Source organism: Streptomyces sp. NPDC042638 (assembly GCF_040647235.1).
Lineage (GTDB): Bacteria > Actinomycetota > Actinomycetes > Streptomycetales > Streptomycetaceae > Streptomyces > Streptomyces rameus.
This window is the reverse complement of sequence record NZ_JBEZBT010000001.1, coordinates 313,300-326,330: the sequence shown is the minus strand read 5'-3', so window position 1 is coordinate 326,330 and position 13,031 is coordinate 313,300. Positions and strand designations below refer to the sequence as shown.

Sequence of the window (13,031 nt, the reverse complement as noted above, 5' to 3'; positions counted from 1 at the left end):
GGACACGCAGCCGTCAGACGGACCAGACGCCGGTGGCGGCGGTCTTCCTGGCGAACTCGGTGAAATCCAGGGGCGGTCGTCCGAGAGCCTCCCGCACACCGGACGTGACACTGGCGTTGCGCCCGTCGAGGAGGAGGCGGAAGAGATCGGCGAACTCGGCCGGCAGACCGTTCTCCACCAGCTGCCGGCGATATTCCTCCAGGGAGACCGGCGTGTACCTGATCTCGCGGCCGGTGGCCTCGGACAGTTCGGCGGCGACGTCGTGCAGGCTCAGCAGCCGGGGGCCCGAGACCTCGTAGGTCCGGCCGACGTGCGTGTCGTCGGTGAGGGAGGCGGTGACCACGTCCGCGATGTCGTCGGCGTCGACGAACGGTTCCACGGCGTCCTCGGTGGGCAGCGCCAGCACGCCGGCCAGGACCGGCTGGAGGAAGAAGCTCTCGCTGAAGTTCTGGTCGAACCAGTTGGCCCGTACGACGGTCCAGTCCGCCCCCGACGCCTTGAGCCGGTCCTCGCTGCGCACCGCGCCCTCCTCGCCGCGGCCGGAGAGCAGGACCAGGCGGCGGGCGCCCTTGCGGACGGCCAACTCGGAGAAGGCGCCCACCGCTTCGGCGGCTCCGGGGAAGGCCAGGTCGGGATGGTAGGTGACGTAGACGGCCGTGACACCGTCGAGCGCCGGCTCCCAGGTAGCGGGGTCCTCCCACCGGAAGGGCGGCTGACCGGAGCGTGAGCCGACGCGCACCGGCAGGCCCCGGAGGGCCAGCCGCTCCGCGACGCGCCGTCCCGTCTTTCCGGTGCCGCCGATGACCAGCGTCTCAGGGGCTGTCGTTTCCGTACCTCGTTGCGTCGTCATGCGATCAGTCAACGGCAGCGAGACGGCGACGGCCATGGCCACAACGCTCGGATGCATAAGCAGGCGTCTACGGGAGGAAGATCGCCGAAGGCGACTGCCGAAGGCGACCGGACCTCCTGCGGCGACCAGACCACCTGCGGCGACCACCGAAGGCCGCACCGGCTACCGGAGCGGGAGCGGAAGCACTCCGGAAGCCGGCAGCAGCCGCCGCGGACGCGGCAGTGGCAGTGGCAGTGGCGTCCTCTACTGGTCCGAGGAGAACCGGACCGCTCCCGCCGGGATACGGGCGTCGCACCACACCCGTACCCCCTCGCGAAGCTCGTTGTCGGCGCCCACGATCGCGCCGTCGCCGACGACCGTGCCGGTGAGGACGGAACGTTCGCCGACGCGGGCGCGGCTGCCGATGAGGGAGTCGGTGACGACGGCGCCGGGTTCGATGACGGCGCCGGGCAGGATGGTCGAGCCGAAGACCCGCGCCCCCCGCGCCACGAACGCGCCCTCGCCCACCACCGTGCCGCCGGTCAGCTTGGCGTCCGGCGCCACCCTGGCCGTGGGAAGGACGAGGCGGTCGCCGCAGCGGCCCGGGACGGCCGGTGACGGCGCGCGGCCGAGCACCAGGTCGGCCGAACCGCGCACGAAGGCGGCCGGGGTGCCGAGGTCCAGCCAGTAGGTGGAGTCGACCATGCCCTGGAGGTGGGCGCCGGCGGCGAGCAGCCCGGGGAAGGTCTCACGTTCGACCGAGACCGGGCGGCCGGCCGGGATCGTGTCGATGACCGAGCGGCGGAAGACGTACGCCCCCGCGTTGATCTGGTCGGTGACGATCTCCTCCGGCGTCTGCGGCTTCTCCAGGAAGGCGAGGACGCGGCCGGCCGGGTCGGTGGGGACGAGGCCGTAGGCGCGCGGGTCGGTCACCTTCGTCAGGTGCAGGGAGACGTCCGCGCCGGTGGACTCGTGGGTGTCGACCAGGGCCCTGATGTCGAGGCCCGTCAGGATGTCGCCGTTGAAGATCAGCACCGGGTCGTCGGGGCCGGAGTGCAGACGGGCGGCGACGTTGCGGATGGCACCGCCCGTGCCGAGGGGCTCCTCCTCCGTCACGTACTCCAGGTGCAGGCCCAGCGCGGAGCCGTCGCCGAAGTGTGGCTCGAAGACCTCGGCCAGATAGCTGGTGGCGAGGATGATGTGGTCGACGCCCGCCGCTCGCGCCCGCGCCAGCTGGTGGGTGAGGAACGGCACCCCGGCGGCGGGGACCATCGGCTTGGGCGTGTGCACCGTGAGCGGCCGCAGCCGGGTGCCTTTGCCACCGACCAGGAGGATCGCTTCTGTCACCTGTCGTCTCTGCTTCCTGCCGGGACCGGCCGAACTACTCGTTGACTCTCGTTCTCGTTTCGGCCGGTCAGTGTATGCAGACCGTGCGACGACGCCTTCGGCGGCCACGCGGTGACCCGCGAGACCGGCGTGCGGTTTCCCCCGACCGCCCCGGCCCGGCCCCCCGGCCGACCGGCCCCGCCTGTACCCCGAGCCGCCCCACCCGTCCCCCCGACGGCGGTGCACGCGGGCCCCGGCCTCAGCGCCCCTGATAGCGCGCCGCGCTGGAGCGGACCGTGCCGAGCTTGGCGTAGAGCCGCTTGCCGGGGCACTCGGTGGCGAACCCGTCGCGATGGCCGGAGATCACGTTCAGTCGTACGTTCTTCCCCTTGGGGTAGAGATTGCCACCACCCGACGTGAGATATGTCTTTCCGCTCGGATTGACCCCATAGAGTCCGAGCTTCCACGCGGTGAGCCTGGCGACGGCCGTCACCGCGGCGGCGGCCGGTTTGCTCGTGCCGTACGTGCCGATCACGGCGATGCCCATGCTGTTGGTGTTGAACCCGAGGGTGTGCGCGCCGAGCACCGCCTTGGCCACTCCGCCGGCCCGGCCCTCGTAGATGGTTCCGCACTTGTCGACGAGGAAGTTGTAGCCGACGTCCCGCCAGCCCATGCTCTTGACGTGGTAGCGGTAGATACCGCGGATGACGGAAGGGGCCTGGGCGCACGTGTACTTGTTGCCGGTGGCCGTGTGGTGCACGAAGGCCGCCTTGATCTTCTTCGTGTAGGCGAACCCGCGTTCACGCAGCGACTCGTCGGCGCCCCAGCCCCTGCGCGTGACGATCCGCGGGCGCGGCCCGATGTACGGCTTCGTCCGCGTGGGGCCCTGGAGCCGGATCAGCTCGTCCTCGGTGGCCGACTGGTCCAGTTCCGGGATCTCGGTGGCGCCGAAGGCGGTGATGTCGGAGTTGGCACCCGAGGCCGCGATCGCGGCCTCCGTGTCCAGTTCGGTGCGGGGCGGCTCGTCGGCCGGGAGGTCCGCGGGCACCGCCTCGCCCGGGTCCGTCCCCTCCCCCGCCTCATCACCGGGGTCGACCAGTTCCAGACGCAGTCCCGAGGGCAGCGGGGACCGCGGAGCTGCCGCGCGCCTGCCCGCACCGCCCTCGCCGCTCTTGCTGTTCTCGCTGTTCTCGCCGTTCTCGCTGTTCCTGCCGTTCTTGCTGCTATTTCCGCCGTCTCCGGCGTCCGTGCCGCCCGCGCCGTCGTCCGCGCCGCCCGCGCCGTCGCCCGTGCCTACGGCACCGCCCGTGCCGTCCGCGCGTACCCGTACGTCCACGCCGTCCGAGGCGCCGACCCACAGCGGCGCGGTCGCCCCGCGCAGCTGCCGGGACGCGTGTTCCGGTGTGCCCGGGTCGGCGCCGTGGTCGGCGTTGTGCGTCTCGACGTCCTGCCAGCCGGACCAGGCCCGCTTCACGACGGACCGGGTACGCACCTGCACCCGGCCGTGCAGTTCGGTGCCGGGGTCGTCCCAGACGACGCCGACCAGCGCGAACCGGTCCAGGCCGGTGCGGTACAGCCCTTGCGCCGGCGCCGCGCCCAGGACGCGCTCACGGGAGAGCGGGACGAGCGGCAGCGACCGGGTGCTGCCCGGGATCCCGGCCTCGGCCGGCCGGCTCGCGGTGGCGGACCGTTGCGTCCGGCCGGACTCGACGGTCGCCGCGGTCGCCGCGGTCGCCGCGGTCGCGGGCAGGGCCGGCGCCAGCGCGAGGACCGCGGCACAGGTGGCGCCGATCGAGCAGACGGCGAGCGGGGAGACGCCAGGGGAATAAGTGAGGAATCCACGCATGTGCACGATCTTGTACATATTCATACCCACATGTCCATAAGCGAACTGACGGGCCGTCGGAAGACGTTCCGCCGAACCGGTGGCCCCGCCCCCCGGTGCGGACGCCCGCCCGCGCGTACCCTGTGCCGGGTGAACGCCACCGATCGCACCCCTGCCGACCTGCTGACTTCCGCACTCTCCGCGGACCCCGGCCGCCCGCTGGTGACCTTCTACGACGACGCCACGGGCGAACGTGTCGAACTGTCCGTGGCCACCTTCGCCAATTGGGTGGCCAAGACCGCCAACCTCCTGCAGGGCGACCTGTCCGCCGGGCCGGGCGACCGCGTCGCGCTGCTGCTGCCCGCGCACTGGCAGACCGCGGTGTGGCTGCTCGCCTGTTCCTCGGTGGGCGCGGTCGCGGACGTCGCCGGGGATCCGGCGGCGGCCGACGTCGTCGTGAGCGGGCCGGACTCGCTCGACGCCGCGCGCGCGTGCACCGGTGAGCGTGTGGCACTGGCGCTGCGGCCCCTCGGCGGACGCTTCCCGCAGACTCCGCCCGGGTTCGCCGACTACGCCGTGGAAGTGCCGGGACAGGGCGACCGGTTCGCCCCGTTCGCTCCGGTGGATCCGCAGGAGCCGGCGCTCATCGTCGCCGGGCGGGAGTTCAGCGGGGCGGAGGTCGTCGAACGGGCCTCGTCGGAGGCGGGGACCCTGGGGCTCACGGGGCCCGGGGCGAGGCTGCTGTCCGGACTGCCGTACGACACGTGGGAGGGGCTCAGCGCGGGCCTGTTCGCGCCGTTGGCCGTCGGCGGGTCCGTGGTGCTGTGCCGGAACCTGGAGCGGGCGGACGACGAGGCGCTGGCCAAGCGGATCGAGAGCGAGAGGGTGAGCGCGGTGCGGCGGTAGGCCACCTGCGTACCCGGCGGGGTGGCCCACCGCGCCCAGCGGGTGGCCGTCACCGCCCGGCAGATGGCCGGCCGCGGACCCGCCGCGGCCTCCCGCACCCGCCGCGGCCTCCCGTATCCGCCGCGGCCTCCCGCACCCGCGCGGCCCGACCGCGCATCAGGACGGCCCCGCGCCCCTGCCCCCTCCCGGTCCTGCCCCCTGCCCCTCCCGCCCCCGTCCCCACCCCCGCTCCCTCTGCCCCCACCCCTCTCCCCCCTCCCCTCCCGCCCCTGTCCCCCGTTCGGAGCAGCAAAGGGCGCTCCGGGCCCCCCTCCCCCGCCATCGTCGTAAGTGCAGGACGCGACGCTCGTACGCCATGAGGGGATGGCTCCACCGTGACCGACACCGCAGGCAAGCCCGTCGGTCCCGGTGCCGGGGCGGGAGCCTCCGCCACCGGAGACGGGCTGATACGACGCCGGGGGCGGCGCCGGCTGCGGAACTGCGCGCTGGGGGCGGCCGTGGTCCTGGTCGTGGCCGCCGGCGCCGGCTGGGCCGCCTACGCCAAGCTCAGTGCCAACATCACCGCCGACGAGGCCGCCGCCGCCGAGCTCGCGCGCTACGAGCGGGAGCGGCCCACCGCGCTGGTGCGCGGCGCGCAGAACATCCTGCTGATCGGGTCCGACACCCGGGCCGGGGACGGCAACGGCAAGTACGGCAGGGACCTCGGCAGCGAGCGCTCGGACACGACGATCCTGCTGCACCTGGCCGCCGACCGGGGCAGCGCCACGGCCGTCTCGCTGCCGCGGGACCTGATGGTGGACGTCCCCTCCTGCCGGCAGGAGGACGGCACGCGCAGCGACCCGGTGTTCGCGATGTTCAACCACGCCTTCCAGGTCGGGGGTTCGGCGTGCACGATCCGGACCGTCGAGAAGCTCACGGACATCCGGATCGACCACCACATGGTCGTCGACTTCAGCGGCTTCAAGGAGATGGTGGACGCCGTCGACGGCGTCGAGGTGTGCCTGCGGGAACCCGTGGACGACAAGGCGGCGAAGCTGAAGCTGCCCGCGGGCAGGAGCACGCTGAACGGGGAGCAGGCGCTCGGATACGTGCGCGCCCGCAAGTCGCTCGGCAACGGCAGCGACACCGACCGGATGGAACGGCAGCAACGGTTCCTCGGGGCGCTCGTCAACAAGGTGCAGAGCAATGACGTCCTGCTGAACCCGGTGAAGCTGTATCCGCTGCTGGACGCGGCGACCTCCGCGCTGACCACCGATCCGGAACTGGCCAATCTGCGCGGTTTGTACCAGTTGGTGCGCGGTCTGCGTGACATCCCCACCGAACAGGTGCGGTTCCTGACGGTGCCGAGGGAGTCGTACGTCTACAACGCCAACCGTGACCAACTCGTGGAGCCGGAGGCCGAGAAGCTGTTCGCCCGGCTGCGGGCCGACCGGCCGGTGGCGGTGAGGCCCGAGAATTCACAGAATGTTCCTGGGGGGAACACACGGCCGGGCGGCCAGGACGGCCCCTCGCCCGCCCCCACCTTCCGCGGATACACCGCCGCCGAACACCCCTGCGAGTAACGCGCGCACCAAGTCGGCGAACTTCCGTTCAGTAAATGAGACGGATTGCCCGGTTGTAGGCACATCGAATTTGTCACCGGCGTCGCTCGACGCTGAACTGGGCGGATAGTGTGAGCGATCCGGTGCACCTGGCCGCGAGGTCCGTCCTGGGGGCGTGCACTGATTCACCGAGACCCGAGCGCCTTGTAGGGGGAAGGCGCCGCGTGGCCCCGACGGAGGATTCGGACAACCGTGGACGCGCAAGGCCGTGGGCGGGCGGACAACATCGATCCCGCAGACCAGTGGGTGCTCAATCCGAACACCGGCGAATACGAACTGCGACTGAGCCCTTCCGCAGCGCAGTCGCCGGTGCCGGGACCGCGCAGACCGTCCTCACCGGACGGGTCCGGCGCGGCGGGCGGCCGTGCCCGGCGGACGGCCGGGGAGACCCGGCAGACGCCAGGGAAGAGCCGGCAGGCAGCCGGAGAAGCCGGGCAGACGCCCGCGGAAGCCGGGCAGACGCCCCGGTCACGTGGCACCGACGTGCCGCCCCCGCGTTCGGCCCGGCGCCGGGGCGCTGAGCCGGAGGCGGCCCAGGGGCGGCGCGCGTCCCGGCGGCAGCCGGCGAAGAAGAAGTCGAGGACGAAGAAGGTGCTGCTGTGGACCGGCGGGTCCATGGCCTTCGTGCTGGTCGCCGTGTCGGCCGCCGGCTACCTCTACATCAAGCACCTCAACGACAACATCACGTCCGTGTCCGACGACGGCGCCAGCACCGGCGGCTTCAGCAAGGACGAGGCGATCAACATCCTGCTGATCGGCACGGACAAGCGCACCGGGGCGGGCAACGAGGGCTACGGCGACGCGGGCAGCGTCGGGCACGCCGACACCACGATCCTGCTGCACGTCTCCAAGGACCGGTCCAACGCCACCGCGCTGAGCATCCCGCGCGACCTGATCGTCGACGTCCCGGACTGCCCGACCCAGCAGGACGACGGCAGCGAGAAGGTCATCGCGGGCTCGCAGAGCGTCCGCTTCAACACGAGCCTGGGTCAGGACGGCCGTACGCCCAGCTGCACCATGCGCACGGTGACCGAGCTGACCGGGATCAAGCCGGACGACTTCATGGTCGCCGACTTCAACGCGGTCAAGACGCTGACCGAGGCGGTCGACGGCGTCGAGGTCTGCCTCGGCAAGGACATCGACGACCGGGACTCGCATCTGAAGCTGTCCAAGGGCACCCACAAGATCTCCGGTGAGCAGGCGCTGGCGTTCGTGCGCACCCGGCACTCCGTCGGCCTGGGCGGCGATCTGAGCCGGATCGGGCTCCAGCAGCAGTTCCTGGGCGCGCTGATGCGCAAGCTGAAGGGCAACGCCACGCTCACCAGCCCGACGAAGATGCTGAAGCTGGCGGAGGCCGGCACCAAGGCGCTGACCGTCGACGACAAGCTGGACAGCATCGGCAAGCTGAAGGACCTGGGGCTGGAGCTGGGCAAGCTCAACCCGAAGAACCTGACGTTCACGACGGTGCCGGTCAGGGACAACCCGGCCGACGGTGTCGTGCACAAGACGGTGATCGTCGACCCCGCTCTGGCGCCGCAGGTCTTCGAGGCCATCCAGAACGACGTCTCCTTCACCGACGTGAAGAAGAAGCAGAAGGCCGCCAAGGACGCCCAGGCCGCCCGGCTCAAGGGCACCCAGGCACCGGCCTCCGAGGTCCGGGTGCGCATCCTCAACGGCGGAGCGCCGGGCGGCAGCGCGCAGGCGGCGCTGAACTGGCTGCAGAACGACGAGGGCGTGACCAAGTCGGAGAACGCCGGCAACGCCCCGGCCGGACTGGCCAAGACCACGCTGGAGTACGCCCCCGACCAGGCGGCCCAGGCACGCCGGCTGGCCGCGATCCTGGGCCTGTCCGGGGCCGCGCTGAAGCCGGGGCAGAGCGTGACCAACGCGCAGGGGCTGCCCGAGATGACGCTGACCCTGGGCAAGGACTTCAAGGGTGCGGGGGTCTCCCTGAAGCCGCCGACGAAGGCGCCGAAGGTCAACAAGTCCACGGCCGACAAGGTTCAGTGCGCTTCGTAGGTAACCCAAGGGGCCCGTCGTGCGTCTAACCTGGCGCGGGACGGGCCCGCTTGTTTGTGCGAGGGCGGGGAGGGCAGGGGGTTTGGCGCAGAGCGAGGTGCGCGGGGAGGCTCCGGCGGTCGAGGACACGATGTCGCTCACACCGAAGACCTCGAACACGCCGGCGCATTCCGGCCGGCGCGCCGGCGGCCGGCGGGCGGGGGGCCCGAAGACCGACCGCAGACGGCGCAGACGGCGCGTGCTGCGCTGGTCGGCGACCGTACTGGCGGTGGTGATACTCGGCACCACGGGCGCCGGATACCTGTACTACCGCCATCTCAACGCCAACATCCAGAAGGGCGCGCGGGCCAACGGCGACGACTCCAAGGCCCGCAGGACGGCGCCGAACGCGGCCGGCCAGACCCCGCTGAACATCCTGCTGATCGGCTCCGACAGCCGGAACTCCGCGGAGAACCTGAAGCTGGGCGGCAACCGGAGCCACGCGGGCGATCCGCCGCTCGCGGACGTGCAGATGCTCATCCACCTCTCCGCGGACCGCAAGAGCGCCGCCATGGTCAGCATCCCGCGGGACACCCGGGTGGACATCCCCCAGTGCAAGGACCCCGACAGCGGCAAGGTCTATCCGCCGACGAACGACATCATCAACGTCACCCTGGCCCGCGGCGGCGCCGGCTGCACGCTGCTCACCTGGGAGAACCTCACCGGGGTCTACATCGACCACTGGATGACGATCGACTTCGCGGGCGTGGTGCGGATGGCGGACGCGATCGGAGGCGTCGACGTCTGCGTGAACCAGAACGTGTGGGACCACCCGACGCCGGACGTGCCCGGCGGGTCCGGCCTGAAGCTGACGAAGGGCACGCACAAGGTGCAGGGCGAGCAGGCGCTGCAGTGGCTGCGCACGCGGCACGCCTGGGGCGACGACCTGAAGCGGGCCCGCGCCCAGCACATGTACCTCAACTCGATGATCCGTACGCTGAAGAAGCAGAACGTGTTCACCGACACCGGCCGGCTGATGGACCTGGCCGACGCGGCCACCAAGTCGCTGAAGGTGTCGGAGGAGATCGGTACCGTCAAGAAGCTGTACGCCCTCGGCACGCAGATGAAGTCCGTGCCCTCGGACCGCATCACCTCGGTGACCATGCCCAACAAGCGCGACCCGCAGAACGGCAACCACGTCGTTCCCGACGAGGCCGGCGCCGACAAGATGTGGCAGATGCTCCGGGACGACGTGCCGTTCGACAAGAACGGCGGGAAGCCGGAGCCGGCGGGGAACACGGGCAAGGCCAAGCCGGCCGGGAAGCCCTCGGTCGACGCGGCCCGGCTCGGGGTGCTCGTGCAGAACGCCACCCGGTCCTCCACCGAGGCCGCGGTGCGGCAGCGGGCGTCGGCGATCGGCCAGGTGCTCGTGCAGAAGGGCTACTCCCGGGCACAGGCCGACGCCTCCGGGAGCCTGGCCGAGGACAAGACGCTCGTGCGCTATCCGAGCGCGGACCTGGAGGGTGACGCCCAGGCCGTGGCCAAGGCGCTGGGGATCCCGATGAGTTCCGTGCAGAAGTCCACCGACGTGTCCGGGGTCACGGTCGTGGTGGGCGCGGACTGGCGCACTGGCACGTCGTACCCGAAGCAGTCCAAGCCGAAGGCCGGCGACCTGCCCGACGGTTCCGACGCCGTCAACGGCTCGGACACCACGAAGTGCATGGACGTGTACAGCGTCTACCAGTGGTAGCCGGGTGAACGGCGACGAGGGGCCCCTCCCGCCGGGGAGGGGCCCCTCGTCCACAACTCAGACGGCGTCGAGGACCGCGGGCCGCCGGGAGGCGATGACCTTCCTCGCCAGCGACTTCGGGCTGGTCAAGAAGCCCCAGCCCCAGGACATGTGCATGGTGGCGAGGGCCACCGGGATCTGCAGCCGGGCCTTGAGGGGCAGCCCCTTGCCGGCCGGGACGGAGCCCGCGACGATCGCGGCCAGATAGCCGCCGGGGATCACCAGGCCCCACGGGGTCAGCACCGCGCCGACGACCAGACCCGCCGCTATCGCGCACACCGCCGTCGGCGGGGCCAGGTAGCGCAGGTTGATGGAGCCGGAGTGGTAGCGGGCGACGACGTGCCGCCAGCGGCCGTAGTCCTTGTACTGCTTGGCCAGCGCGCGCACGGACGGCCGCGGCCGGTACGACACCTTCAGCTCGGGCGAGAACCAGATCAGGCCGCCCGCCTCGCGGATGCGGAAGTTCAGCTCCCAGTCCTGGGCGCGGATGAACTCCTCGTTGTAGCCGCCCTGTCGCTCCAGCGCCTCGCGCCGGAAGACGCCGAGGTAGACGGTCTCGGCGGGGGCGGCCTGGCCACCGGTGTGGAAGGCGGCGTTGCCGACGCCGATCTTCGAGGTCATCGCGGCGGCGACGGCGTGCTCCCAGTCGTTCTCGCCCTCGGCGTGCATGATGCCGCCGACGTTCTGCGCGCCGGTCTCCTCCAGGAGGCGGACCGCGGTCGCGATGTAGTTCGGCGAGAGCATGCCGTGGCCGTCGACGCGGACCACGACCGGGTGCCGGGAGGCCTTGATCGCCGCGTTCAGCGCGGCAGGGGTGCGGCCGGTCGGATTGGGAACGGTGTGCACGCGCGGGTCGTCACGGACCAGCTCGGCGGCGATCTCGTCCGTGCGGTCCGTGGACGGACCGAGGGCGATCACGACCTCCATCTCGCCGGCGTACTCCTGCGCGAGGATCGCTTGGACGGCACCACGCAGATGCCGCTCCTCGTTGAGGACAGGCATGATCACGGACACAGCGGGGAGCCGCACGTCGGGCTTGGCGTTCATAGGGGCCTCACGTTACCGCGAACGGGGGACACGGGTGCGCGCCGCCGGGCCTGCGGCGCGGGCTGGAGATCGTATCGGCCTACTGTGCTCCCGGATCCCGCGTACGGCCTCGTCCGGAGGTGTGTCCCTTGCCCAGCCCGCCCCGGTCCCCGGCGCCGCCGCAGCGCCGACCGCAGCCATCCCGCCGTGTACCGGCCCCGCGCGAGCGGCCCGTGCGGTCCGTCCGGCCGCCCCGGCGGCCACGCTGGGCCATGCGTGCGGTCACCACGCTGTCGGTGGTGGTGCTCGCCTCCGCCGGGATCGGGCACGCGGTCGTCTCCAGCCTGGACGCGGGCATCACCCGGATCGACGCCTTCAAGGACATGAAGAACCGGCCCGAGGCCGGCCACGGCATGAACATCCTGCTGGTCGGCACCGACGGCCGGGACAAGATCAGCGAGCAGGACCGGCGCGCCTACCGGCTCGGCGGGGCGCCCTGTCACTGCACCGACACCATGATGATCGTGCACATCTCGGAGGACCGGGAGCGGGCCACCGTGGTGAGCCTGCCGCGCGACTCCTACGCCGAGATGCCCGCGCACGTCGACCAGAACTCGGGGCAGCGGCACGGCCCGCACCCGGTCAAGCTCAACGCGGCCTACGCCGAGGGCGGCCCCCAGCTGACCATCCGCACGGTCGAGAGCATGACGCACGTGAAGATCGACCACTATCTGGAGGTCGACTTCACCAGCTTCATGAAGACCGTGGACGTGCTCGGCGGGGTCAAGGTCTGCACGCCGACGCCGCTGAAGGACGGGTACACCGGGCTCGACCTCGCGGCCGGCACGCACACCCTGCTGGGCGGGCAGGCGCTGCAGTACGTACGCGCCCGGCACGTCGACGGGGCCAGCGACCTGGGCCGGATGAGGCGGCAGCAGCGGTTCCTGGCCGCGCTGATCGAGAAGGCGACCTCCTCGGGGGTGCTGCTGAACCCGATGCGGTTCCGGGACGTGACCCGGGCGGTGCTCGGTTCGGTCCGCGCCGACGCCGGGTTCGGCACCGACGAGCTGCTCGACCTCGGCCGCGCGATGCGGAGCTTCTCGCCGTCCTCCTCGGAGTTCACCACCGTGCCCGTCGGGCAGCTGAACTACCAGGTCAAGAACATCGGCTCGACCCTGAAGTGGGACCAGGCCAAGGCGGACCGGCTGTTCGGGGCGCTGCGTGACGACAAGCCGCTCACCGCGGACCGCCCGCGCCGGGGCCCGGCGCAGGGCCCGGTGCCGGTGGAGGTGGCCCCGGACACCATCCGGGTCCAGGTGGCGAACGGCTCCGGCACGGTCGGACTGGCCAAGCGGCTCGACGCGGCGCTCGCCGCGACCGGCTTCGCCACCACCCGCCGACCGGTGACCGCCCCCGCGCACGTGCCGCGCACCGTGATCTTCTACGACCCCCGCTGGGACCGTTCCGCCCGCTCCCTCGCGGCGGCCCTGCCGGGCAGCGAACTGCGCCCGGCGCCGGGGCAGGGACCGCTGCTGAAGGTGACGGCCGGCGCCGACTTCAGGGACGTCCGCAAGGTGCGCTTCGACGACCCGGGGCAGCCCGAGCAGAGCGTGGTGCGCGGCAGCGAGGTGGTGTGCTCCCGGGACACCTGACGCCGGCCCACGGCCGGCCGGCCTTGGTCGGTCCCTGTCGGTCCCTGTCGGTCCCTGTCGGTCCCTGTCGGTCTCTGTC

Annotated in this window: 9 protein-coding genes; 5 read left to right on the top strand and 4 right to left on the bottom strand. The window is 71.9% G+C overall.

Translation table 11 applies throughout. The features are described 5' to 3' along the window. Window positions 1-13: 13 nt before the first annotated feature. The 3 genes from AB0B40_RS01495 to AB0B40_RS01485 all read right to left on the bottom strand — a co-directional run bounded on the left by AB0B40_RS01495 (window position 14) and on the right by AB0B40_RS01485 (window position 4,019). On the bottom strand, window positions 14-850 hold the full coding sequence (locus AB0B40_RS01495; protein ID WP_345058585.1) for an NmrA family transcriptional regulator: 837 nt from the start codon (window positions 848-850) through the stop codon (window positions 14-16). A 243-nt stretch (window positions 851-1,093) separates the two neighbouring features. Beyond that, complete coding sequence (locus AB0B40_RS01490; protein ID WP_345058587.1) at window positions 1,094-2,176, bottom strand: NDP-sugar synthase; 1,083 nt, start codon at window positions 2,174-2,176, stop codon at window positions 1,094-1,096. A gap of 238 nt (window positions 2,177-2,414) precedes the next feature. Then, the gene (locus tag AB0B40_RS01485) at window positions 2,415-4,019 is read right to left on the bottom strand and encodes an N-acetylmuramoyl-L-alanine amidase (RefSeq protein ID WP_362262053.1); all 1,605 of its coding nucleotides are present in this window, start codon (window positions 4,017-4,019) and stop codon (window positions 2,415-2,417) included. Between the two features lie 111 nt (window positions 4,020-4,130). On the opposite strand from AB0B40_RS01485, the gene AB0B40_RS01480 reads away from it, so the two are divergent. The 4 genes from AB0B40_RS01480 to AB0B40_RS01465 all read left to right on the top strand — a co-directional run bounded on the left by AB0B40_RS01480 (window position 4,131) and on the right by AB0B40_RS01465 (window position 10,235). After that, on the top strand, window positions 4,131-4,886 hold the full coding sequence (locus AB0B40_RS01480) for a TIGR03089 family protein (protein ID WP_345058589.1): 756 nt from the start codon (window positions 4,131-4,133) through the stop codon (window positions 4,884-4,886). Window positions 4,887-5,260: 374 nt separating this feature from the next. Beyond that, window positions 5,261-6,448, top strand: coding sequence for an LCP family protein (locus tag AB0B40_RS01475; protein WP_345052797.1), 1,188 nt, complete (start codon window positions 5,261-5,263; stop codon window positions 6,446-6,448). A 231-nt stretch (window positions 6,449-6,679) separates the two neighbouring features. Then, window positions 6,680-8,506: an LCP family protein gene (locus AB0B40_RS01470; protein ID WP_345052799.1), complete on the top strand. Its 1,827-nt coding sequence runs from the start codon at window positions 6,680-6,682 to the stop codon at window positions 8,504-8,506. Window positions 8,507-8,588: 82 nt separating this feature from the next. Then, window positions 8,589-10,235 carry an LCP family protein gene (locus AB0B40_RS01465; protein ID WP_362262001.1) on the top strand — a complete coding sequence of 549 codons (1,647 nt, stop codon included), beginning with the start codon at window positions 8,589-8,591 and terminating at the stop codon, window positions 10,233-10,235. A 57-nt stretch (window positions 10,236-10,292) separates the two neighbouring features. Here AB0B40_RS01465 and AB0B40_RS01460 read toward each other — a convergent pair whose 3' ends face one another. Next, window positions 10,293-11,321, bottom strand: a complete 1,029-nt coding sequence (locus AB0B40_RS01460; RefSeq protein ID WP_362261998.1) for a glycosyltransferase family 2 protein — start codon at window positions 11,319-11,321, stop codon at window positions 10,293-10,295. Window positions 11,322-11,572: 251 nt separating this feature from the next. Between AB0B40_RS01460 and AB0B40_RS01455 the strand changes: the two genes are divergently transcribed. After that, window positions 11,573-12,952 carry an LCP family protein gene (locus AB0B40_RS01455; protein ID WP_345052806.1) on the top strand — a complete coding sequence of 460 codons (1,380 nt, stop codon included), beginning with the start codon at window positions 11,573-11,575 and terminating at the stop codon, window positions 12,950-12,952. The last annotated feature ends 79 nt before the right edge of the window (window positions 12,953-13,031 follow it).